Source organism: Hydrogenophaga sp. PAMC20947 (assembly GCF_004795855.1).
GTDB lineage: Bacteria > Pseudomonadota > Gammaproteobacteria > Burkholderiales > Burkholderiaceae_C > Hydrogenophaga.
The window spans coordinates 1,116,514-1,138,605 of the sequence record NZ_CP039252.1 but is presented as its reverse complement, the minus strand read 5'-3'; the positions used below and the strand labels follow the sequence as shown (position 1 = coordinate 1,138,605).

Genomic DNA, 22,092 nt, shown 5'->3' with positions numbered 1-22,092 from the left:
TGATGTTGGGTGTGATTGTTTTTGCCCATGGGTCCCGCGACCCGCTGTGGCGTGGGCCGGTCGAAGCCGTTGCCCGGCAGATTGCAGCTCAAGACGCGAAGGTAGCGGTAACCTGTGCCTACCTTGAATTGAGTGAGCCCGATCTGGCCACAGCCTCCCAGGATCTGATTTCCCAAGGGGCCACCCGCCTGCGCATCCTGCCGCTTTTTTTGGCATGGGAAAACACGCACGGGAAGATCTGCCTGAACTGCTGCAGGTCTTGCAGCACAAGCATCCCACGATCACTTTTGAGCGCTTGGCAACCGCCGGAGAAGACCCCCGCTTGACCGACCTGCTGGCTCGAATTGCGCTGGAAACGGTGAAATGAATCTGCACCAGTTCCGGTTTGTTCAGGAAGCGGTGCGGAGAAACCTCAACCTCACCGAAGCAGCCAAAGCGCTGCACACCTCGCAACCGGGTGTCTCCAAGTCCATCATCGAATTGGAAGACGAGCTGGGCATCGAGATATTTGCGCGGCACGGCAAGCGCATCAAGCGGGTGACCGAGCCGGGCGTCCAGGTGTTGAAAAGCATTGAAATCATCTTGCGTGAGGTGAACAACCTCAAACGCATCGGCGAACAGTATTCGGCCCAGGACAGTGGCACCCTCTCCATAGCCACCACACACACCCAGGCGCGCTATGTCTTGCCCGGGCCGGTCTCCAAGTTGCGTCAGGCATACCCCAAAGTGGGGGTGAGTCTGCACCAGGGATCGCCCGATCAAGTGGCCAAAATGCTGCTGGAAGAAGTGGCTGAAATTGGCGTGGCCACCGAATCGCTGTTGAACTATCCGGAGCTCATCACCCTGCCCTGCTACGAATGGCAGCACGTCCTCGTATTTCCCTTTGACCACCCGCTTGCCGCCCAGGAACGCATCACGCTGGAAGACCTCGCGCCCTTGCCCCTGGTAACTTATCACCCCAGCTTCACGGGGCGCACCCGCATCGATCAGGCCTTTGCCTTGCGGCACCTGAAGCCCAATGTGGTGCTCGAAGCGATCGACTCCGATGTGATCAAAACCTATGTCAAGCTGGGCATGGGGGTGGGCATCGTGGCCGAGATGGCCATGCAGGGGGAAAACAACATCAACCCCGACCTCGTCTCTCGACCCATGGGTGCGCTGTTTGGCCACAACCTGGCCCGAGTTGCCTTCAAGCGCGGGGCCTATCTCAGGCAGTTTGTGTTGCGCTTTGCCGAGCTGCTGAGCGACCGCCTTTCACGGGATCTAATTTTGCGGGCCATGAGCGGCACACCGGACGATTACGAACTTTGATCCCCCTGCGCCACGCTGCGCGAATCACGCCCCCAGGGGGCCAGTCCTGAGCCTGTCGGAGGGCGGTTCCGCGCGGCCATAGGTTTAGCTTCCCATCTTTTCTGCTGTATTTTTTTTGATTTGACATGTCTGCTCCAGATCCCGCTTTCACGCCAACCCTCGTTTCCCGCCTGCCCAATGTGGGCACGACCATTTTTTCCGTCATGTCGGCCTTGGCCGCTGACACGGGTGCGGTGAATCTGGGCCAGGGGTTCCCGGATTTTGATTGCGACCCGGTGCTGGTGGATGCTGTGACGGCGGCCATGCAGGCAGGGCACAACCAGTATCCCCCCATGCCCGGCGTTCCCGCCTTGCGGCAGGCCATGGCCGACAAAATGTTGGCTTTGTATGGGCTCACTTGCGATCCGGCAACCGACATCACGGTGACCGCGGGGGCCACCCAGGCCATCTTGACTGCCATTTTGGCGGTGGTGCATCCGGGCGATGAAGTCATTGTGCTGGAGCCTTGTTACGACAGCTACGTGCCCAACATCGAGCTGGCCGGGGGCGTGGTGGTGCGCGTGCCGCTCACGCCGGGCAGCTTCCGGCCCGATTTTGGCGCCATCGGTGCGGCCATCACGCCTCGCACCCGCGCACTCATCATCAACAGCCCCCACAACCCCAGCGGTCAGGTGTGGAGTGAACCCGACATGCTGGCGCTGCAAGACCTGCTGCAACCGACCAACATCGTGCTCATCAGCGACGAGGTGTACGAACACATGGTCTTCGACGGCGAACAGCACCAGAGCGCAGCGCGCTTTCCCGGTCTGGCGGCACGCGCCTTCATTGTCAGCAGCTTCGGAAAGACCTACCACGTGACCGGATGGAAGATCGGTACCGTGGTCGCACCCGCGCCATTGATGGCCGAATTTCGCAAGGTGCATCAGTTCAATGTGTTCACCGTGAACACCCCGATGCAACATGCGCTGGCGACCTACATGGTCACCCCTGCGCCCTATCTGGAGTTGTCCGGGTTTTACCAGCGCAAGCGCGACCTGTTCCGCCAGGGCTTGAGCGGCACACGGTTTCGCCTGCTGCCAGGGCAAGGGACCTACTTCCAGTGCGTGGGAATCGAAGACTTGGCGGTGCCCGAGCGCGACCTGCCCGAAGCCGAGTTCTGCCAATGGTTGACCCGCGAAGTGGGTGTGGCGGCCATTCCTTTGTCGGCCTTTTATGGCAACGGATTCGATCAAAAGGTGGTGCGCTTTTGCTTTGCCAAGCGCGATGACACCTTACAAGCTGCACTGAAGCGACTCGCCAGCCTGTGATGCTTGTCACGCAGGCAAGGATTTCGGCCCGCCAATAGCATTTTTTGCGCCTGAAAGCGCATCCGTTTGACCTTAGGCTGCGTACCTCAACCATACCGTGCATTTGCCGATACAGCGCGCAAACACGACGCCAAAGGACGACCCATGCCAGCTATTGCCGCCTCCGGCACCCCTTTTCAACGCCTGGTCTTGCCCGGCACCCGCCTCCACCGACGCATGATGCTGAGCACCATCGCTGCTCTGGCCTTGGTCACAACGCTGTCCTCCCTGAGCCCAGTGGCGCATGCCGCGACCCCCACCGAGACCGAGACCGTGATCGAGGCGGTCCAGGTGCCGGCCTGGGTGGAGCGCAATGGGCAACGCCGCCCCGCACAACCGGGACAGCGGCTGCGTGCCAACGATAAAGCGGTCACAGCCGAAGGCTCTCGCATGCTGTTGCGTCTGTCCGACCGCAGCGTCATCAAACTTGGGGAAAAGACCGAATTTTTGATCGAAACCTTGGCCGAGAAACAGCAAGGCGTGGCTGGCCCGTCCGAGATCACTTCCGTCTTGCGCCTGATCACAGGCGTGTTCCGCTACGCTACCGACTACACCAGCAAGGCCTTGGGCCACACCCGCAACATCAATCTAAAGCTCGCGACGGCCACGGTCGGCATTCGCGGCACCGATTTCTGGAGCATGACCGACTCCAACCACGACGCCGTGTGCCTGTTTGAAGGCCGGGTCGTTGTCGAACGCGACCAACGGCCAGACATTGAGCTGGGCCAGCCTGGCGCATTCTGGGTCACACGCACAGGCCAGTCCGAGCAGCCCGCGGGCCAGGCCACACCCCGGGAGTTGATGAAGTTCATTGCCCAAGCCGAACTCAAGGCGGGTACCGGGGTGTTGCTGGAAGGTGGGCGCTGGCGCACGGTCGCTGGGCTGCACAGGTCTGCTGGCGCAGGGTCGACCCAGCGCGATCGACTGCAAGCCGCCGGTTACCCGGCAGACATGGTCGAAAAACAGGGCCGCTACGAAGTCCGGATCAACGACCTGGCAACCCAGGCAGACGCTCAAAGCGTGTTGGCGCGGCTCCAGGCCGACGACACCCTGGGCGTGGCTACAGGTCGGGTCGCGTTGGCAGCGCGGTGAGCCTTGACCCCGGCCCTGCCATGGCGCTGAATGCGGCCCGGCGAACAGACCGGGCTGGCCCGGCTCAGCTGTTGAGCTGGGCCCAGGCCTTGTCCAACCGCTTGAGACTCACCGGTTGAGGCGTGCGCAACTCTTGCGCAAAGAAACTCACGCGCAACTCTTCCAGCAACCAACGCACCTCCTGCAATCGTGCGTCTTGCACCCCTTTGCGCTCGGCCACCAGCCGCCAGAAACGCTGGTCTTGCGGCCGCAGCTCGGCCAGCTTGGCGGCGTCTCGCGCCGGATCGGCTCGGGCCTTGTCGATGCGCGCCTGCACCGCCTTGAGGTAGCGCGGAAAGTGGTGCAACTGCGCGTAAGGTGTGCTGACCAAGAACCGCTTGGGCACCAGGCGCTGCAGCTGCTGCGCCACATCGCTCACCATGTCACCCGATGATTTGCTGTCTTTCAGCTTGCGAGCAGCAGCGCCATATTCGAGCAAAATCGTGCCTGCGTGGCGCGCGATCTCGGTCGCGATCAGCGTCAGCCGCCCTCGCCCTTCATCCACCCGCTTCTTGAATGCCATTTCGTCGGTCGGCAAAGGCTCGATCAGGAAAGCGCGGTCCAGCGCCAGCTCAATGATCTGGTTACGCAACTCCTCTTGCGTGCCACCGCCAGAACCACTGTCTGTCTTGCCCACTTGCATGTAGGCCGCGGCCATCGTTTGCAGACCGGGCAGGTTTTTCTCCAGGTATTTCAACGCGTCCTTGATCTGCAAGGAAAAGAGCCGGCGCAAGCCTTCGCGGTGCTTGTCCATGGCCATTTCGGGCTCGTCAAACACTTCAATCGCCACCGCGTCACCCAGATCGATCAACGCAGGAAATCCGATCAGCGTCTGCCCGCCTTTGCTGATCTCCATCAGCTCGGGCAGCTCACCGAAATCCCAACTCGTGTGGCGCACGTTGGCATTTGTGGGCGCAACAGCGTTGGTTTTCTTTGGCGCAGCACTTTTGCTCAGCTTGTCTTGCCCCTGGGCGGCTGGCTCGGCTGGGCCCGGCCGCAGGGTCTCCAGCTTGAGGGATGCCAACGCCTGAAACGCACCGCGCGCCTGGCTGCCCAGCTCGGCCTTGAGTGCGCCCAGATTGCGGCCCTGACCCAGCTGGCGGCCGTGTTCATCGACCACGCGCAGGTGCATGAAATGGTGTTGACTGACCATGTCCACCTTGATGTCGTTGCGCACAATGTCAAGGCTGGTGGCATCGCGCACCAGCTTCAGCAGCGCATCCATCAGACTGCCGCCGCCAAAGACAGCGGGATCGGTCAGCGCGGCCGTGAACTTTTCGGCTGTGGCCGGCAGGGGCACCAGGCGCGAGCGTGGGCGCTGGTGCAAGGTTTTGAGCAGCGTCTGTACTTTGTCTTTCAACATGCCCGGCACCAGCCAGTCACAGCGCTCTTCGCTCACCTGGTTCAACGCAAATATAGGTACGGTCACAGACAAGCCATCGCGCGCATCGCCCGGTTCGTGCAGGTAGGCACAAGCGCAGTCCACACCCCCCAGGCGCAAGGTTTTGGGAAACGACTGCGTGGTGATGCCCGCCGCTTCGTGGCGCATCAGCTCTTCTTTGGTGAGCAGCAAGAGTTTGGGGTTGAGTCTGTGGGCGTCCTTGTACCAGCGCTCAAAACTCGAACCACTGAACACGTCGGCCGGAATTTGTGCATCGTAAAACGCAAAGATCAGCTCGTCGTCGACCAACACGTCTTGCCGGCGCGATTTGTGCTCCAGCTCGGCCACCTGTTTCACCAGCTTCTGGTTGGCGGCGAGAAACGGTAACCGCGTTTCCCACTCACCCGCCACCAGCGCTTCGCGAATGAAAATCTCACGCGCCCCCGCAGGGTCCACGCGGCCATAGTCGGTGCGCCGGTTGTGATAAACCACCAGCCCATACAGCGTGGCGCGCTCCAGCGCCGTCACCTGCGCGGCCTTCTTCTCCCAATGCGGGTCGAGCAGCTGTTTCTTGATCAGGTGCGAACCCACCTGCTCCAGCCACTGCGGCTCGATGGCGGCGATGCCGCGGCCAAACAGACGCGTGGTTTCCACCAGCTCGGCAGCCACGATCCAGCGCCCGGGTTTCTTGCTCAGGTTTGCGCCAGGGTGGCGGTAAAACTTGATGCCACGCGCGCCCAGATACCAGTCTTCGGCGTCGTTCTTCTGGCCCAAGTTGCCCAGCAGACCCGACAGCATCGAAAGGTGCAGCTGCTCGTAGCCGGCCGGCTGGGTGTTGATGACCCATTTGTGTTCGGCCACCACTGTGTGCAATTGCGAATGGATGTCGCGCCATTCGCGCAGGCGGCGCACGTTGATAAAGTTTTCGCGCAAGACGCTTTCAAACTGCCGGTGGCTCAGCTTGTGGTCGGTGCCGTGGCCTCCCTTGCTTTGCTCCAGCCATTTCCAGAGCTTGAGCGTGCCCGAAAACTCGCTCTTTTCGTCGTCAAACTTCGCGTGCGCCTGATCGGCCTGTGCCTGCTTCTCCAGCGGCCGGTCGCGCACGTCTTGCACGCTCAGCGCCGACGCGATCACCAGCGCCTCGTCCAGCGCGCCACGCTCCTTGGCCTCCAGCAGCATGCGGCCCACCTTGGGGTCCAGCGGCAGGCGCGAGAGCGTCTCGCCGATGCGCGTCAGGGCGTTGTCGTCGTCCACCGCGCCCAGCTCGTTGAGCAACTGGTAGCCGTCCACAATGGCGCGTTTTTGCGGCGGCTCGATGAACGCAAAATCTTCCACCGCGCCCAGACGCAGCGCCTTCATGCGCAAGATCACGCCCGCCAGCGAGCTGCGCAGGATTTCAGGATCGGTGAAGCGCGGGCGGCCGTTGAACCCCGCCTCGTCGTAGAGGCGGATGCAAATACCATCGGCCACCCGGCCGCATCGCCCTGCCCGCTGGTTCGCCGCCGCCTGGCTGATGGGCTCCACCATCAGCTGCTCTACCTTCTGGCGAAAGCTGTAGCGCTTCACCCGGGCCGTGCCCGCGTCGATCACATAACGAATGCCCGGCACCGTGAGCGAGGTCTCAGCCACATTGGTCGCCAGCACGATGCGCCGCCCGCTGTGGTCTTGAAAAATCCGGTCCTGCTCAGTCTGACTCAGGCGCGCGAACAGCGGCAATACCTCGGCATTGCGAAACACCGGCTGGTGTGAAAGGTGCTTGCGCAGGTGGTCCGTCGCTTCGCGGATCTCGCGCTCGCCAGGCAAAAAAATCAGAATGTCGCCGCCCTGGGGCGAACGCCACAACTCGTCCACGCCATCGGCAATCGCGGCATTCAAGTCGTATTCGCGGCTTTCTTCAAAAGGACGAAAACGCACTTCAACGGGAAAAGTTCGACCCGACACCTGAATCACTGGAGCCGGCCCCTTTTTCGAGGTGAAATATTGGGCAAACCGGTCTGCATCGATGGTGGCCGAGGTCACCACCACCTTCAGATCGGGTCGGCGCGGCAGCAGCTGTCGCAAATAGCCCAGCAAAAAATCAATGTTCAAACTGCGCTCGTGCGCCTCGTCAATGATGATGGTGTCGTAGTTGCGCAGATCAGGGTCGGTCTGTGTTTCGGCCAGCAAAATGCCGTCGGTCATCAGCTTGACCGAAGCGTCTTTCGAAAGCCGGTCCTGGAACCGCACCTTAAAGCCGACCACGTCGCCCAGCGGTGTCTTCAGCTCGTCCGCAATGCGTTTGGCCACGCTGGAAGCCGCAATGCGCCGAGGTTGCGTGTGCCCGATCAGCTGGCCGCGCTGCCCTGGCTTGGCATTGAGCTTGCCGCGCCCCATCAAGAGCGCGATCTTGGGCAGCTGGGTTGTCTTGCCCGACCCTGTTTCGCCGCACACGATCACCACCTGGTTCTCGCGCATGGCGCGCTCAATTTCCTCCCTTCGGGCGGAAACAGGCAAAGACTCAGGAAACTCGATCTTCAAGGATGCTGCTGGAGTAACAGCGGCGCGCTGCGGTTGCGGCGGTGGGCGGACGGAATCGGACAAAGACATGGAGGGGGATTATCCGGCTACGCGCGATGCCAAGGTTTGCCCGGTGATTCTGGCCCCTTCGCCGCGACAGGCCATCGCATCTCGAAAACCGAACAACTTGGCCGACGCTGCATGGACATTGGTGTCTGATTCCGCTGTCTTTGGTCTCGATTTCGTGATTTCCATTTCGATAAGATGCGCGGCTGCTGCGGTATTCGCGCAGTTTGTGTGGCATCCAACTTGGTATTTTTGGTTTCAGAGATGGATGGTGACTGGAACGCTTGAGCGACTTGTCGCGCAAGCGTTCCAGTGGGTTGTTTCACACCTTCAGGCACACAGAGTCGCGCCTTTTGGCCCATGGCGTCGTTGAAAATCCTCGCCATGGCCGTGGTTTGCACCTCGCCCTGAGCAAAGAGATGCCGGGAGGCGTCCCTCAGTCCACCGACTCAAACAAACCCGTACGCCACAGTGCCAGGCGCTCGGCATCGTTCAGGCCGAGAACCTCTTCGCCGGGTATCGCGAGCACACGGCGCGCACCAGCCGGTAGGCTGAGTGACCGCATGCCGACAAAGCGCAGCCTGACCGGTGACCCCGGCGCCGCCACAGGTGACGTGGCCAAAGCCGTCCATCGCCGATCGTATGGGCGCGACGAATCCGCGCGTTGACAGCAGTTCATGTTTCACCTCGATTCGTCAATGCCAGTTCGAGCGCACTGGCGCCACCAGAAATCGCCAACCACAGCAGCAAGCCCGTCGCCCATCCCGGCGCCAACCAGGCAGCAGGAGCGGCGGCCAGCCACATCGCCACACAATGCGGGCAGGCCAGCAGCTCGCCGAGCCGCTGACCTGCCAGTGCGCCATGCAAGCGCGAGACCAGGTCCCATGGCCCGCGCTCCAGCGCCAGCAGGCGCGCAATGCGCCACACGGCCAGCACAGCGAGCACCGCTTCAAACCAGGGCGGCTGCGTGCCAAAGCCGGGCATGGCCGGTCTCAGTCTGCGTTGAACACCGAGAAGGACAGGCCGATGTCCCGCCAAACGTGGGCACGGTCGTGCTCGAAGGCAGCGGCCGGTGGCGGGTTGGCATCATCCGGGTCAACGGCGCGCGAGTGGCTTCGGCCCCAAAAGCCGTAGGTGCCTTGCAAGGCTGTGGCTGGCAGTTCATAGATCGCAGTCATGAGCCCTCCCTGGTCAGCCGAGCCCGTGTACCAGTGCTCATAACCCCGAGCGGTCAGCGCGCCGCCGCTGCCGCTGAGGAAATTCATGGCCGTACCACCACACACCGTGGGATGGAAGTAAGCATCTCGGAAATGCCGACTCTGCGCAGCGAATTGAACGCGGAACTGCACCATCTGCGCAGCCAGGCCACGCCGAACGACCGGACATTCACCGCCGATGGGCAGCCAGTCCCCGCTGTTGCCCTTGCGCCATTGAACGGCCAGACTCATCTCGGGCGCTCGGTTGTCAACCGCCACAACCACCGCAGGCGATGCGCCCAGCGAGGCGCCACCCGTGCCCACCTCGAGCGTCAACCGGTATTGGCCGTCGGGATAGGTGCCGCCTGTGGGCCAGTCCAGCAGCAATTGCTCGCTGGGCAGCCAGGGGTTGGCCCCGGCCGGCAGGTTGATCGGGTACCAGCCGTTCGAGTCGCTGGCGGGCGCGTGCCATTCACCGATGCCCGCGCCGTTGAGGCGGTAGAGCCACCAGCTCACACCGACAAAAGGCGCGGCGCTGCTCCAGCTGCCAGTGCCCGGCGCCTGGTACTCGAACATCACGCGGTAGTGCGTCGCCTGGGCATGTGTGCGCTGGCAGCCGAAGAGCGACAGCAGACCATGCAAAGGCGCCTGCGCCGGGCCGTCGCCTGATCCGCCCGCAACACCACTGGCGCGCGGTCGGTTGGCCGTGAGGTTGTAACCGGTGGTGTTGTCGAAGACTGAGGGTGCACCTGTGATCGGCATGCGCCCGGCCAGCACCAGCGCCGGCTGATTGCCACAGGGCACCAGCGGCTCGGCCGTGCAACCCGGTCCGGTTCGCGCGATCGCGCTGGCCTCGAGCACGATCTCGCCCAAGCCGCTGGCGTTCCAGCGCACGTCGAAGTGGGTTTCACCGTAGATCTGCTCTTCAATGCCGTCGCCGTTCACATCCTGCAGCACACGGAAGGTAATGTCGGGTACGTCGATGATCGGCGTCCACTCTGGCACATGAACATCGACGCAGCGACGCATCGGACCGATCCAGCGCTGCGGCGAGAAACCGTCGAACGCCTTCGGATCGATGCGCAACTGGTTGGCTATGCTCTCCAGCGCGATGCGCGGCGCCTTCGCACCCACCGCAGGGTCGAGAAACTCTGCCGGCAGCGGGGGTGTCAAGTCCAGGCGAGCAGGGGAATCGAGTTCGCGCGTGAGCACCGCGCTGTCGTCACCAAAGGCGCGCCCTGGCAACTTTTCCAGGCGGTTGAGCGCCTCGGTCAACCGGGTGTCGCGAGACAGCCGGGCGAGCAGCGTGAGGTCGGGCAGCGGACCCGGGCCACCGGGGACCGGCTCGGGCGGGCGTGGCAACAGGGAATCACGCAAATCCTCAATCAGCTCGCGCCAGTTGGGTCGCTCGAACAACACCGGGAAACACACACGCTGCGTGCGCCAACGCAACACCCAGTCGATATCGAATCGCGGCACCCAGACGCAGAAATTGCCGCATGCGTCGGTCTTGACGGTGGCAATGACTTCGCGTCGGCAGTTGAAGGGAAAAAGCCAACTGAAGGGCGAGCCCGGCGGGTGGTAGGCCAGCAGCGAACAATCGGTGTCTTCTACCTGAACAGTGGCCAGTGGCACCGGGCGCCGCACGCCGTTGGCATCGGTGCGCACGACCTTGCCGCACACCCGCTGCATGAAAAGCGCGCGCGGGTCCAGTACATGGCCCAGCTTGGCCTTCAGGGTGGCGATGGGCTCGCCCGCCAAGCGTTTGAGCGGCGCTCCGCTGAGCGCCGCCAGGCGCGCGGCGCCAAGCTTGCCAATGATGGCCGACTCGGCTTCATCAAAAGCAGTGTCCACAAGCGCAGACGAGGCAGCGGAGCCGCTGGGCAACGCAGCACTGCGGGCCTTGTTGCCCGCAGTCGGTTTTTGGGTATCAGCCATGTTTTTTCCTTCGCGACGGGGTGGGGGTGAGCGATCGATTCGAATGGGGCCAGTTGCGCCATGGGAAACGACCGGTTTCAGTCTGGGACTGAGGCCCCCTTTCGGCATCCCCAAGAAGTGGGAACGCTGTCCCCAGCACGGGGGAGAAACCAGCCCATTTCGTGAGGGTTTTACAAACCCTCACAGCGAGCAGCAGCACCCGGACTGAAGTCGGCTGATGGCGGCCATCAATGCGTCCCACCACGAGTGCAATGCGGCGCATGGGCGTTCGGGCCCAGTGCCGTTGCTCGATACGGCAAGCCAGGTCTGCAACGATGCCCTTGCGGGTGCACACAAAACGCGAGCTGCGGCCCAACACGCCAGCCGGGCCAGCTGGCTCAGCATGTGCATCTCATTTGAGGGGGGTGAGAAGGCTGATACCGCATGTTCGTGCTGCGGCACCGAACCCCAAGGTGGTCATGCGTCAAATCAACAGTTTTCGCCGTCGGAGCGTCAAACTGGCATTCTTGTGGCGGCTCATCTGGACGTCTTCTTCTGTGCGTTCCCCAGCGGGGCAACTCCCGCCTTCCATGAACTGCTGGCACCCTTTGCAAGGGTGGTGTGCTCAAAGAAAAACATCGGTCAAAATCAACGGGTTGCCAATTTTCTGGCCGACCCGCATTCCACTCCCAGACCGCCCCAGCACCTGCCCATGTCCAACGTCTTCAACTTCACCTTTGTGCCCTGGTTTCGCTCGGTGGCGCCTTATATCCACAAACACCGCAACAACACCTTGGTGGTGGGCCTCTCGGGAGAGGCCATTGAAGCGGGCAAGCTGCAAACGGTGGCTCAGGACCTGGCGCTGATCCAGAGCATGGGGGTAAAAATTGTGTTGGTGCACGGCTTCAGGCCGCAGGTCAACGAGCAACTCAAGGCCAAGGGCCATGAGGCCAAGTATTCCCACGGCATGCGCATCACCGATTCGGTGGCGCTGGACTGCGCGCAAGAAGCGGCCGGCCAATTGCGCTACGAAATTGAGGCAGCGTTCAGCCAGGGCTTGCCCAACACACCCATGGCAGGCGCCACGGTACGGGTGATTTCAGGCAATTTCATCACCGCCCGCCCGGTGGGCCTGATGGACGGGGTTGACTTCATTCATTCGGGCCTGGTGCGCAAGGTAGACGCGGTGGGCATACAGCGCACGCTCGACATGGGGGCTTTGGTGTTGCTCTCGCCATTTGGTTTTTCGCCCACCGGCGAGGCATTCAACCTGACCATGGAAGATGTGGCCACTTCGGTGGCGGTGGCCTTGCAGGCCGACAAACTCATGTTCCTGACCGAGGTGCCCGGCATTCGAACCGATGCCGATGACCCTGAAAGCCCCATTGACACCGAGCTGCCCCTGGCCGTGGCCAAACGCATGTTGGCCACCTTGCCCAGCGCCACCCAGCCGACCGACACGGCCTTCTATTTGCAGCACTGCATCAAGGCCTGCGAAGGTGGCGTGGAGCGCAGCCACATCTTGCCGTTTGCTGTAGAGGGCTGCCTCTTGCTCGAGATTTACACCCACGACGGCATCGGCACCATGGTGGTGGACGAAAAACTGGAGAGCCTGCGCGAGGCATCGATCGACGACGTGAGCGGCATCGTGGCGTTGATCGAGCCGTTTGAGAAAGACGGCACGCTGGTCAAACGCGACCGCACCGAGATCGAACGGGACGCCGGCTTCTACACCATCATCGAGCACGACGGCGTCATCTTCGGTTGCGCAGCCCTCTATACGTACCCCGAGGCCATGACGGGTGAAATGTACGCCTTGACGGTGTCCCCCCAGGTACAGAGCCAGGGCGACGGGGAACGCTTGCTCAAGCGCATTGAAAACCGCGCTCGCGCCCAAGGGTTGCAAAGCATTTTTGTGCTCACCACCCGCACCATGCACTGGTTCATCAAACGCGGTTTCCAGCAGGTACCCGCCGAATGGTTGCCCGAGGCGCGCAAGCGCAAATACAACTGGGACCGCAAGAGCCAGGTGCTGGTGAAAAAGTTGTCCTGACAGCCGAGGGTGCGCTGCGCGCAGGCATGGTTCATACTGGAGTTTTGACGACCACTCAGCGAACAGCCATGACCGAAAGAAGCACGCCGCCGTCTCCCGCCAGCGCCAGCCCATCCCATGCGCCTGCGCCCGGCAAAAGGGCGACCAGCCGCAGCAGGCCGGCCAAAGCCGCGCCGGCACGCAAGTCTGCCCGCACCGCCGCCAGCGCCGACGAAGCCGAAAAACCCCGACGCGTCAGGCTGGGTGACACCACCGGCAGCACGGTGCCCCAGCGCATCCGCAAGAACACGGTCAAAAAAGCCACGATCGCGCACCAAGGTTCACAGCTGGCGGCCGTGCGGGACATTCTGGCGGCCAAAGAGAGCAACAAGGCCGAAAAGGCCGAGTCTTTGCGCGCGATTCTGGAAGGTGCCGCGCCGGACGATGCCAAGGTGATCCGCCAACTGCTCAAAGGCCAGGCCAAATCGAACCGGCGCAACGCGGCAGCCGACGCGGACCCCAACGAGCAACTGGTCAGAGACTGGCGCAGTGGCGCCTACCCCTACAAAAATCTGCTCTCGCGCCGCGTTTACGAGGCCAACAAATACATGCTGCAGGTGGAGTTGCTCAAACTGCAGGCCTGGGTCAAGGAAACCGGGCAACGCGTGGTCATCCTTTTTGAAGGCCGCGACGCCGCAGGCAAGGGCGGCACCATCAAGCGGGTGATGGAGCATCTGAATCCACGCGGCGCCAGAGTCGTGGCGCTGGAGAAACCCAGCGAAGTCGAACGCGGGCAGTGGTACTTCCAGCGCTACGTGCAGCACCTGCCCACCGCCGGCGAAATCGTGTTGTTTGACCGCAGCTGGTACAACCGCGCTGGCGTCGAGCGTGTGATGGGTTTTTGCTCCGACGAGGAATACACCGAATTCATGCGCCAGGCGCCGCAGTTTGAGCGCCAGCTGGTGCGCAGCGGCGTACACCTGATCAAGTTCTGGTTCTCGGTGAGCCGCGAAGAGCAGCGCCGCCGCTTCAAGGAGCGCAAGGCCCACCCCCTCAAGCAATGGAAGCTCAGCCCGATTGACCTGGCGTCACTGGACAAATGGGGTGACTACACCAAGGCCAAGGAAGCCATGTTTTTTGAAACCGATACAGCCGACTCACCCTGGACTGTCATCAAGAGCGACTGCAAAAAACGCGCACGGCTTAACGCCATGCGCTACCTGCTCCAAAAGCTGCCCTACTCCAACAAAGACGCCAAGCACATCGGCAAACTCGACTCTTTGATCGTCGGACGCGCCCATGTGGTCTACGAACGCGGCGAAAACCCGGGCGGCGTGATTTTATAGCGGCTCTGCCGGGCAGCAGTTGGGCCCGACAGCAGGAAAGACAACCTTGCCTGGGGTGGATCTTCAGGCGGCCCGGGGCGCGCGCTTCCACCACAGCAGTGCCGCCATGAGCACAAAGCCGCTGAAACACAGGAACGACCAGTTGGCGATGGTCAGCCCCAGGAAGGTCCAGTCCACGGCCGAACAGTCGCCGCCGCCCTTGAAGATCATGGGGATCGCGCGCTTGAGGGGAAACGACTCGATCATTCCGTAGAAATCCCGGCCGCAGCTCATCACTTCAGGTGGATTCCATTGCAGCAGGCTTTGCCGTGCTGCCACAAAGGCGCCAAAAGCCGACACCAGGCCCATCTTGACCAAACCGCCCGTTTGCAGCCAGCCCGGCTTAAAAAACGCGCTGACACCAGCAATCAGGGCCACCAATACCAGGGCGTAGCGCTGGACGATACACATTGGACATGGCACCAGCCCCACGGCGTGCTGAAGGTACAGGCCATAGGCCAGCAAGGGCACACAGGTGGCCGAAATCAGAGCGAGCCAAGAGCGGGTATGAGAAAACGGGATCATGAAGAGCATAACTACGGTGTTTCAGGGCTCGCTCAAAACGAGCCAGCGCCCATTGGAACACCAAACCTGAAAAGGGTTTCCCAATGCAGGCACAATTTGGGGATTGTTTTTCAGCCTCACAGGAGTTTCCATGGCACGTACCGTCAACTGCATCAAGCTCGGCAAAGAAGCCGAAGGCCTGGATTTTGCCCCTTACCCTGGCGAACTGGGTAAGCGCATCTATGAAAGCGTGAGCAAAGAAGCCTGGGCCGCCTGGCTCAAGCACCAGACCATGTTGCTCAACGAAAACCGGCTCAACCTGGCCGATGCCCGCGCCCGCCAATACCTTGCACGCCAGATGGAAAAGCACTTTTTTGGTGAAGGCGCAGACGCGGCCGCTGGCTACGTACCGCCCTCGGCCTGAGGCCCTGCCTCACTCAAGGGCACACGCCTCTGATTCTCATTCCTCGCTAACCAAGAACACGGTCCAACCCATGCGCCAAGCCATGGTCATCGGCGCTGGCCTGGCCGGGGCTGCCGCCTGCATTGCACTGGCCCGCCGCGGCTGGGCGATCTCGCTGCTCGATGCGGCTCAAGGGCCGGCACAAGCGGCATCCGCCTTGCCGGTGGGCATGCTCAGCCCCCACGTCACGCGCGCACCCACACCACTGTCGCGCTTGAGCGCCGCGGGTGTCGCCGACACACAAGCTGAATTGAAGCGCCTGGTGCCGCCCGGCCAGGGATGGCAGGCTTGCGAGATCGACAACCTCGGACACGATCCGGGCCGCTGGCCCGCCGCCCTGGTCAGACCTGCCGCTCTGGTTCAAGCCTGGCTGGCCGAAGCAGGTCGCCTCACCACGGTGCAACCGATCTGGGGCGCCAACGTCCAGCGCCTGGAACGCAGCGAGACGGGTCAATGGCTGGCCCTGGACGATGAGGGGCAGTCCATCGCTCAAGGCGACGCGGTGGTGGTGGCCGGTGCCTGGGGTTCATTGGGCTTGCTGAGCGCCAGCCTGGCAGGCGGTGCATCGTTGGCCGACGCATTGCCATTGAGGCCTGTCAAAGGCCAGATGAGCCTCGGGCCTCTGGTGGGACAGCCGAAGGAGGCACGCCCCCGGCGCGACAACGGTGTGTTTGTGCCTTGTTATGAAGACAGCGGTCTGCCCCCGCAATGGCCTGCAAGGGTCTGGTCCATGGGCTCCACCTACGAGCGAGGCGAGTACACGACCCACGTGACCGAAGAAGGCCACACCCGCAATGCAGAAAGCCTGTCCAAGCTGAGCGCTGCGGGCACCGACAGCATGCGCCTGGCCGCGCAGGCCGGTGAACTTCGAGGCTGGGCTCAGGTGCGTTGTGCATCGCTCGATCGCCTGCCCCTGGTTGGGGCCATCCCCGACGTCGCCGCTTTGCACCACCACATGACACAGGCTGGCCCACGGCGGAACCGGTTGGCGCTGGTGCAGGTACCACGGGTTTCGGGTTTGTACACCTTGTCTGCGCTGGGCTCCCGGGGCATCACGCTGGCCCACAGCATGGGCACGCTGCTGGCCAGCCTCATGGACGGAGAGACTCCTTCGCTGGAATCAGACCTTGTACAAGCGCTTGACCCGGCCCGTTTCGCCTGGCGACAAGCGCGCCGCCAATCCACCTGAATTCAGCGCAGGCGCTCCATACACAGGAGCAACTCCGCCCGGCTTAACGGACGCGAGACCAAGGCATTGATACCGGACCGATGGGAGTCCTTGCGCACGCGGCGACGGCTCCACCAGGCGGCCAGAGGGCTGGCATGTTCAGACAGGCCGAGATTCATGGCGTGGGGGTTGCGCTCGGCAAACAAGCGCGACAACAACCAGGCATCCACTTGGTGGTTGTCGATATTGAACGCGCCACACTGGTATTCGTGGCGCGAGATCCAATCGACAGCCTGCTCTGTAGAACGGGGCGCGTCAACCTCCTCCACGCCGACCGCGGCCAGCTGGCTCTGCAGCAGGGCGCTGTCTCCAGCGTCCAGCCCGACCAGCAAAGCCCGGCGAATCGGCACCTTAGGCCGATCCACCAACTCGTCCAGCCTGCCTGGACTGCTGATATCCAGGTCCAGGAACCCTGAATCGACCTGCCGCGCGGCGTACACCGCGTCCAGGTCCTCCAGCAGGCTGGACCAGCTCATGGGTCGGCCCAGCACCCGCCAGGCATGATCAGGCGCCTCATCGCCGACCCAAATGACCCGCTGCCCTTCGGGTGAGGGTTTGGCATGAAACAGCACCGCTTCAGCGCTTTCGCCATCAACCAGCACCACCTCAGGCCCCGTGACAGAGATGCCAGAGCCCTGCGCCACCAGAGGAACCCAAGGCGCATAGGCAACCTCGCGCTCCTCGGAGAGACGAAAGATGGTGTTCAGGGCGTGGCGCTCAACATCAGAGAAGCCCACCACACCGACATGAATGCGGAGATTCAACATGGTGCGCGATGTTACCTCTTGTGTATCGGCCCGCTCGCAAAAAGCACTACAAAGGCGACCCAATCAGGCGCCCTGTCCATCGGGTCAGGCTATCTATATACGAATTTAGAATATAGAAATGTAAAAAAAGTCGTTTGTCATATAACAAGACGCTTTTAAAGTGGCGTCCATGCCCGATTTCGCACTCATTTTTGCCGGTTTCTTTGTTGGCCTCGTGGTCGGCCTCACCGGCGTGGGCGGCGGCTCGTTGATGACGCCCATCCTGATTTTCTTCTTTGGGGTCAAGCCCTACCTCGCTGTCGGTACCGATTTGCTGTTCGCCGCAGTCACCAAAGCTGGCGGCACCGTGAGCCTGGCGCGGCAACGCCTCGTACCCTGGCGGGTGGTGGGCCTCTTGAGTGCCGGCAGTCTGCCTGCAGCCCTGATCACACTCTCAGCCTTGCGCCATCTGGGCCCCGAAACCGAAGGGGTGCAGGCGATCATGACCCACACCCTGGGCATCGCGTTGCTGCTTACCGCCGCCGCCATGTTTTACAAGGCGGCCCGCGGCAAAGTTTTGCCGCGCACCCTCAACCCAGACGATCTGGACAGCGCAAGCCGCGCGCTCCACTGGAGTCTGCCTGTGTTGTTCGGTGCTGTGATCGGCACGCTGGTAACCCTCACCTCGGTGGGTGCCGGCGCGATCGGTGTGTCGGTGCTGCTGCTGCTGTTTCCGCTGTTGCCGCTGCCCCGCATCGTTGCGGCCGACATTGCTTATGCCGTGCCCCTGACCCTGGTCGCAGGCTTGGGACATGCCAGCCTGGGATCGGTCGACTGGCCGTTGCTGGGTACGCTTCTGGTGGGCTCCCTGCCCGGCATCTGGCTCGGCACCCGGCTCATGCGCCACACACCCGAACGTGTGGTGCGCTCCCTCCTCTCTTTGCTGCTGGCTTATGCCGGTACCAAGTTGATCTCTCTCTGATTTTTCGGCACTGACACCATGTACCAATACTCTGATTTTGACCGCCAGTTCGTGCAGCAACGCGCCGCACAATTCCGCGATCAGCTCGATCGCCGTTTTGCGGGCACCCTGCTCGAAGACGATTTCAAGCCGCTGCGCCTGCAAAACGGCTGGTACGTACAACGCTTCGCTCCCATGCTGCGCGTGGCAGTGCCCTACGGCGAAATCGCCAGCAACCAGCTCCGCGTGCTGGCCAAGATCGCCCGCGATTTCGACCACAAGGAAGACAACGACATCTCGAACGCCGTGGTGGCACTGGCCGATGTGCCCAGCCTGCCCGACCGATGCGCCCACTTCACCACACGCTCCAACGTGCAATACAACTGGATTCCGCTGAACCGCGCCGCCGATGTGATGGACCTGCTGGCCAGCGTCAACATGCACGGCATCCAGACCAGCGGCAATTGCATCCGCAACATCACCACCGATGCCTTGGCCGGCATCGCCGTTGACGAAGTAGCCGATCCGCGTCCCTTCGCAGAAATCATGCGCCAGTGGAGCACGCTGCACCCCGAGTTCGCTTTTCTGCCACGCAAATTCAAGATCGCCATCACTGGCGCCCGCGAAGACCGAGCCGCCAGCGCCTGGCACGATGTGGGCCTGCGCCTGCTGCGCAATGTGGACGGCGATCTGGGCTTCCAGGTGCGCGTGGGCGGGGGCATGGGCCGCACACCCATCATCGGCAGCGTGATCCGCGAGTTCCTGCCCTGGAACCAGGTCCTGAACTATCTGGAAGCCATCGTCCGTGCCTACAACCGCTTTGGCCGACGCGACAACAAGTACAAAGCCCGGATCAAGATTCTGGTGAAAGCCGAGGGGCAGGCATTCTCCGACCAGGTGGAAGCCGAGTACCAGGACATTCTCACGATCGACGGCGCGCCCCACACCATCACCCAGACTGAGCTCGACCGGGTCAGCGCATTCTTCGCAGCCCCCGACCTCAACTGCGACCGCAAAAGCGCCGATGCCAAGATCGCCCACATCCTGAAAGCCGCTGCCGAAGACGACGTGGAATTCAGTCGCTGGCTCACGCAAAACGTTAAGCCGCATCAGAATCCCGATCTGCGCGCCGTCACGCTGTCGTTCAAGCGCCTGGGTTCTGCACCCGGCGATGCCAACGCTGAACAGCTGGAGCGCGCAGCGGACCTGGCCGATCGTTTCTCGGCCGGCGAAGCCCGCGTGACCCATGAGCAAAACCTGTTGCTGCCCTGGGTGCGCTGCGACCAGCTGCCCGAACTGTGGCGCGAAGCACGGCGCCTGGGCCTGGCCAAACCCAATATCGGTTTGCTCAGCGACATGATCGCCTGCCCCGGCGGCGACTTCTGCGATCTGGCCAACGCCCGCTCGCTGCCCATCGCAAACACACTGATGGCCCGCTACCAGGATCTCGATGAGCTGCACGATCTGGGTGAAATCGACTTGCACATCAGCGGCTGCATCAACTCTTGCGGCCATCACCACAGCGGTCACATCGGTGTACTCGGTGTCGACAAAGACGGCCAGGAGTGGTACCAGATCACGCTGGGCGGCTCCGACGGTTCGCGCCTGTCCGGCGAAGCCGTTCCCGGCAAGGTCATCGGTCCATCCTTCGCCGCCGCTGAGGTCGCCGACGTGGTTGAGGCCCTGCTCGACACCTACCGCAGCCACCGCGACGAGCGCGAGACCTTCATCAACACCTTCAAGCGCGTGGGCGTCGATCCATTCAAAACCGCTGCCAATGCTGTGCGCGTGGCCACCGCCCGTCCCACAACCACAGCCTGATCGCCATGACCCAACAACTCCAACTCTTCCCCGCCGGCAGCCTGGATGCCGAATCCCAGGCCGCAGGTACCCTGGCCATCGCCAACGACGCCGATCCCCGCGAGGCCGATCTGTCGGGCGTGCATACCGTCACCCTGAATTTCCCAGGCTTCAGCGACGGACGCGCTTTCAGCCAAGCTTTTTTGCTCCGCCGCCGCCTGGGATTTGCGGGCAATATTCGCGCCACGGGCGATGTGCTCATTGATCAATTGCAGCAAATGCAGCGCAGTGGATTCTCCCAGGCTGTACTGCGCGCCGACCAAAGCCTCATTCACGGTCAGCAATTGCTCAACCAGTACAGCGGCTTCTACCAAGGTGACGCCGTGGCCATTCAGCCCCGTTTCGCCGCAGTGCCTGCCTGAGCCAGAAAGCCCAATATGAGCGCACTCGATCTCTACAACCGCCCCTCAACCGACTTCGAAGCCAAGGTGGCCCACAGCCTTGCACTGCTTCAGCAGGTGGCCGCCGAACACAAGGCCCTCACACAGGCCTCCAGCCTGGGTGTGGAAGACACAGTCGTTACCCACCTGATCCACCTCGCGGGCATCAACGCAGGCATCTTTGTGCTGGAAACCGGCAAGCTGCACGCTGAAACCCTGGCCATGATTCCCAAGATCGAGCGCCGCTATGCACGCAGTGTGGAGATCTTCAGGCCGCAAAACGAATCGGTCATCCGGTTTTTGCGCAGCCACGGCGAAGAAGCCATGTTCGAGAGCATCGAGTTGCGCAAGGGTTGCTGCGACATTCGCAAAATGGAGCCCCTGTCTCGAGCGCTCGCTGGCAAAGACGGCTGGATCACCGGCCTGCGCCGCGAGCAATCCAATGCCCGGGCCGAAGTGGCCGACATCGTGCAAGAGGCCGAACGCATCAAGATCAGCCCGCTGGTCGAATGGACCTGGGGCGACGTCTGGCACTTCGTTGCCTTGCATGGGCTCGAATACAACGCGCTGCACGACCAGTTCTTCCCGAGCATCGGCTGCGCACCCTGCACCCGGGCCATCTCCGTGGGCGAAGATTTTCGCGCCGGCCGGTGGTGGTGGGAGAACGAATCCGCGAAAGAGTGTGGCCTGCATACGCAGTCCGCGTCTTCCCAACTGCCGCCATTTGAAAAGGCCCCCACATGAACGCCCGCATCGACAACGCCGTGCTGGAAACAGCCCACCACCTCAGCAATGCCCACCTCGACGCCCTGGAAGAAGAAACCATCTTCATCTTGCGCGAAGTGGCCGCCGCGTTCGAGCGCCCTGCACTGCTGTTCTCGGGCGGCAAAGACTCGCTGGTGATGCTTCGCTGCGCCGAAAAAGCTTTTGGCGTCGGCCGTATCCCGTATCCGCTGTTGATGATCGACACCGGGCACAACTTCCCTGAAGTGACCGCCTTCCGCGATTTGCGTGCCGGCGAGCTGCAAGCCGAGCTGATTGTGCGCAACGTCGAAGACTCCATGAAGCGCGGCACCGTGCGCCTGTCGCACCCAGAAGAAAGCCGCAACGTGCACCAGTCGGTCACGCTGCTCGAAGCCATTGAAGAATTCCGCTTCGACGCTTTGATCGGTGGCGCGCGCCGCGACGAAGAAAAGGCCAGAGCCAAAGAGCGCATTTTTTCCCATCGCGACAGCTTCGGACAATGGCAACCCAAGGCCCAACGCCCAGAGCTGTGGACCCTGTTCAACACGCGCCTGGCCCCCGGTGAACACTTCCGGGTGTTCCCCATCAGCAACTGGACCGAGCTCGATGTCTGGCAATACATCGAACGCGAGCAGATTGCCTTGCCTTCGCTGTACTACTCGCACAAACGAGATGTGATCGACCGCCGCGGCCTGCTCGTGCCCGTGACCGAACTCACCCCGGCGAAAGACGGGGAAACGGTTCAAACCCGTGATGTGCGTTTCCGCACCCTGGGTGACATCACCTGCACCTGCCCGGTAGAAAGCACAGCAGCCACGCCAGAGCAGATCGTGCTGGAAACCTTGACGGCCGAGGTCAGCGAACGCGGCTCCACCCGCATGGACGACAAGACGTCTGACGCCTCGATGGAGAAGCGCAAGAAAGACGGTTACTTTTAACCCCCGG

The 22,092-nt window shown here is 62.3% G+C and carries 20 protein-coding genes and 1 pseudogene; 15 read left to right on the top strand and 6 right to left on the bottom strand.

Going from position 1 to position 22,092, the window contains the following annotated elements; all coding sequences use genetic code 11:
* Positions 1-2: 2 nt before the first annotated feature.
* The 5 genes and pseudogenes from E5678_RS22900 to E5678_RS05090 all read left to right on the top strand — a co-directional run.
* Positions 3-155 (top strand): annotated as a pseudogene (locus E5678_RS22900) (CbiX/SirB N-terminal domain-containing protein); the annotation flags it as partial.
* A gap of 59 nt (positions 156-214) precedes the next feature.
* Positions 215-367 carry a CbiX/SirB N-terminal domain-containing protein gene (locus E5678_RS22895; RefSeq protein ID WP_348770370.1) on the top strand — a complete coding sequence of 51 codons (153 nt, stop codon included), beginning with the start codon at positions 215-217 and terminating at the stop codon, positions 365-367.
* Entirely contained in the window at positions 364-1,311 is a 948-nt protein-coding gene (locus E5678_RS05100) for a CysB family HTH-type transcriptional regulator (protein WP_136177521.1), read from the top strand. Before E5678_RS22895 ends, E5678_RS05100 begins: the two co-directional genes overlap by 4 nt.
* Before the next feature lie 125 nt (positions 1,312-1,436).
* On the top strand, positions 1,437-2,618 hold the full coding sequence (locus E5678_RS05095; RefSeq protein WP_136177520.1) for a pyridoxal phosphate-dependent aminotransferase: 1,182 nt from the start codon (positions 1,437-1,439) through the stop codon (positions 2,616-2,618).
* A 144-nt stretch (positions 2,619-2,762) separates the two neighbouring features.
* Positions 2,763-3,749 carry a FecR family protein gene (locus tag E5678_RS05090; RefSeq protein ID WP_136177519.1) on the top strand — a complete coding sequence of 329 codons (987 nt, stop codon included), beginning with the start codon at positions 2,763-2,765 and terminating at the stop codon, positions 3,747-3,749.
* Positions 3,750-3,813: 64 nt separating this feature from the next.
* Here the strand turns inward: E5678_RS05090 and hrpA are convergent, their stop codons facing one another.
* A complete protein-coding gene (gene hrpA / locus E5678_RS05085) occupies positions 3,814-7,686 on the bottom strand; it encodes an ATP-dependent RNA helicase HrpA (protein WP_247597000.1) in 3,873 nt (1,290 codons plus the stop codon).
* Between hrpA and E5678_RS22595 the strand changes: the two genes are divergently transcribed.
* Entirely contained in the window at positions 7,622-8,104 is a 483-nt protein-coding gene (locus E5678_RS22595; protein ID WP_247597066.1) for a hypothetical protein, read from the top strand. The genes hrpA and E5678_RS22595 overlap by 65 nt on opposite strands.
* A 63-nt stretch (positions 8,105-8,167) precedes the next feature.
* On the opposite strand, the gene E5678_RS05080 is transcribed toward E5678_RS22595, so the two are convergent.
* Genes E5678_RS05080 through E5678_RS05070 form a run of 3 tightly spaced genes read right to left on the bottom strand, consistent with a single transcriptional unit; the run spans position 8,168 to position 10,865 of the window.
* On the bottom strand, positions 8,168-8,410 hold the full coding sequence (locus tag E5678_RS05080) for a hypothetical protein (RefSeq protein WP_136177517.1): 243 nt from the start codon (positions 8,408-8,410) through the stop codon (positions 8,168-8,170).
* On the bottom strand, positions 8,407-8,715 hold the full coding sequence (locus E5678_RS05075) for a DUF1360 domain-containing protein (protein WP_136177516.1): 309 nt from the start codon (positions 8,713-8,715) through the stop codon (positions 8,407-8,409). Before E5678_RS05075 ends, E5678_RS05080 begins: the two co-directional genes overlap by 4 nt.
* A gap of 8 nt (positions 8,716-8,723) precedes the next feature.
* Positions 8,724-10,865 (bottom strand): hypothetical protein, encoded by a 2,142-nt coding sequence (locus E5678_RS05070; RefSeq protein WP_136177515.1) that lies wholly within the window; start codon positions 10,863-10,865, stop codon positions 8,724-8,726.
* A 691-nt stretch (positions 10,866-11,556) separates the two neighbouring features.
* Between E5678_RS05070 and argA the strand changes: the two genes are divergently transcribed.
* Both argA and ppk2 read left to right on the top strand, forming a co-directional pair.
* Positions 11,557-12,897, top strand: a complete 1,341-nt coding sequence (argA, locus tag E5678_RS05065; RefSeq protein WP_136177514.1) for an amino-acid N-acetyltransferase — start codon at positions 11,557-11,559, stop codon at positions 12,895-12,897.
* Positions 12,898-12,965: 68 nt separating this feature from the next.
* Complete coding sequence (gene ppk2, locus E5678_RS05060; RefSeq protein ID WP_136177513.1) at positions 12,966-14,222, top strand: polyphosphate kinase 2; 1,257 nt, start codon at positions 12,966-12,968, stop codon at positions 14,220-14,222.
* 63 nt (positions 14,223-14,285) lie between these two features.
* On the opposite strand, the gene E5678_RS05055 is transcribed toward ppk2, so the two are convergent.
* Positions 14,286-14,786: a disulfide bond formation protein B gene (locus E5678_RS05055; protein ID WP_247596917.1), complete on the bottom strand. Its 501-nt coding sequence runs from the start codon at positions 14,784-14,786 to the stop codon at positions 14,286-14,288.
* A 130-nt stretch (positions 14,787-14,916) separates the two neighbouring features.
* Between E5678_RS05055 and E5678_RS05050 the strand changes: the two genes are divergently transcribed.
* Together E5678_RS05050 and E5678_RS05045 are read left to right on the top strand one after the other, a co-directional pair.
* Positions 14,917-15,189: an oxidative damage protection protein gene (locus E5678_RS05050; protein WP_136177511.1), complete on the top strand. Its 273-nt coding sequence runs from the start codon at positions 14,917-14,919 to the stop codon at positions 15,187-15,189.
* A 70-nt stretch (positions 15,190-15,259) separates the two neighbouring features.
* Positions 15,260-16,417 (top strand): FAD-dependent oxidoreductase, encoded by a 1,158-nt coding sequence (locus E5678_RS05045; protein ID WP_168708489.1) that lies wholly within the window; start codon positions 15,260-15,262, stop codon positions 16,415-16,417.
* Positions 16,418-16,419: 2 nt separating this feature from the next.
* Here E5678_RS05045 and E5678_RS05040 read toward each other — a convergent pair whose 3' ends face one another.
* A complete protein-coding gene (locus E5678_RS05040; RefSeq protein WP_136177509.1) occupies positions 16,420-17,223 on the bottom strand; it encodes a hypothetical protein in 804 nt (267 codons plus the stop codon).
* A 169-nt stretch (positions 17,224-17,392) separates the two neighbouring features.
* Between E5678_RS05040 and E5678_RS05035 the strand changes: the two genes are divergently transcribed.
* The 5 genes from E5678_RS05035 to cysD are packed head-to-tail and all read left to right on the top strand — an operon-like array spanning position 17,393 to position 22,085.
* A complete protein-coding gene (locus tag E5678_RS05035; RefSeq protein WP_136177508.1) occupies positions 17,393-18,184 on the top strand; it encodes a sulfite exporter TauE/SafE family protein in 792 nt (263 codons plus the stop codon).
* Between the two features lie 18 nt (positions 18,185-18,202).
* A complete protein-coding gene (locus E5678_RS05030) occupies positions 18,203-19,984 on the top strand; it encodes a nitrite/sulfite reductase (protein WP_136177507.1) in 1,782 nt (593 codons plus the stop codon).
* Between the two features lie 5 nt (positions 19,985-19,989).
* Positions 19,990-20,385, top strand: a complete 396-nt coding sequence (locus E5678_RS05025) for a DUF934 domain-containing protein (protein ID WP_136177506.1) — start codon at positions 19,990-19,992, stop codon at positions 20,383-20,385.
* Positions 20,386-20,400: 15 nt separating this feature from the next.
* A complete protein-coding gene (locus E5678_RS05020; RefSeq protein WP_136177505.1) occupies positions 20,401-21,147 on the top strand; it encodes a phosphoadenylyl-sulfate reductase in 747 nt (248 codons plus the stop codon).
* Positions 21,144-22,085, top strand: coding sequence for a sulfate adenylyltransferase subunit CysD (gene cysD, locus E5678_RS05015; RefSeq protein ID WP_136177504.1), 942 nt, complete (start codon positions 21,144-21,146; stop codon positions 22,083-22,085). The genes E5678_RS05020 and cysD overlap by 4 nt, the downstream gene beginning before the upstream one ends.
* Positions 22,086-22,092 lie beyond the last annotated feature (7 nt).

Coding starts and splice junctions, on each gene's coding strand:
- E5678_RS05045 (WP_168708489.1), top strand. CDS start 15,260: ATGCGCCAAGCCATGGTCATCGGCGCTGGCCTGGCCGGGGCTGCCGCC.
- E5678_RS05020 (WP_136177505.1), top strand. CDS start 20,401: ATGAGCGCACTCGATCTCTACAACCGCCCCTCAACCGACTTCGAAGCC.
- E5678_RS05080 (WP_136177517.1), bottom strand. CDS start 8,410: ATGAACTGCTGTCAACGCGCGGATTCGTCGCGCCCATACGATCGGCGA.
- E5678_RS05050 (WP_136177511.1), top strand. CDS start 14,917: ATGGCACGTACCGTCAACTGCATCAAGCTCGGCAAAGAAGCCGAAGGC.
- cysD (WP_136177504.1), top strand. CDS start 21,144: ATGAACGCCCGCATCGACAACGCCGTGCTGGAAACAGCCCACCACCTC.
- E5678_RS05100 (WP_136177521.1), top strand. CDS start 364: ATGAATCTGCACCAGTTCCGGTTTGTTCAGGAAGCGGTGCGGAGAAAC.
- E5678_RS05040 (WP_136177509.1), bottom strand. CDS start 17,223: ATGTTGAATCTCCGCATTCATGTCGGTGTGGTGGGCTTCTCTGATGTT.
- E5678_RS05030 (WP_136177507.1), top strand. CDS start 18,203: ATGTACCAATACTCTGATTTTGACCGCCAGTTCGTGCAGCAACGCGCC.
- E5678_RS05095 (WP_136177520.1), top strand. CDS start 1,437: ATGTCTGCTCCAGATCCCGCTTTCACGCCAACCCTCGTTTCCCGCCTG.
- E5678_RS22595 (WP_247597066.1), top strand. CDS start 7,622: ATGGCGCGCTCAATTTCCTCCCTTCGGGCGGAAACAGGCAAAGACTCA.
- E5678_RS22895 (WP_348770370.1), top strand. CDS start 215: ATGGGAAAACACGCACGGGAAGATCTGCCTGAACTGCTGCAGGTCTTG.
- E5678_RS05025 (WP_136177506.1), top strand. CDS start 19,990: ATGACCCAACAACTCCAACTCTTCCCCGCCGGCAGCCTGGATGCCGAA.
- E5678_RS05035 (WP_136177508.1), top strand. CDS start 17,393: ATGCCCGATTTCGCACTCATTTTTGCCGGTTTCTTTGTTGGCCTCGTG.
- ppk2 (WP_136177513.1), top strand. CDS start 12,966: ATGACCGAAAGAAGCACGCCGCCGTCTCCCGCCAGCGCCAGCCCATCC.
- E5678_RS05055 (WP_247596917.1), bottom strand. CDS start 14,786: ATGATCCCGTTTTCTCATACCCGCTCTTGGCTCGCTCTGATTTCGGCC.
- E5678_RS05075 (WP_136177516.1), bottom strand. CDS start 8,715: ATGCCCGGCTTTGGCACGCAGCCGCCCTGGTTTGAAGCGGTGCTCGCT.
- argA (WP_136177514.1), top strand. CDS start 11,557: ATGTCCAACGTCTTCAACTTCACCTTTGTGCCCTGGTTTCGCTCGGTG.
- E5678_RS05070 (WP_136177515.1), bottom strand. CDS start 10,865: ATGGCTGATACCCAAAAACCGACTGCGGGCAACAAGGCCCGCAGTGCT.
- E5678_RS05090 (WP_136177519.1), top strand. CDS start 2,763: ATGCCAGCTATTGCCGCCTCCGGCACCCCTTTTCAACGCCTGGTCTTG.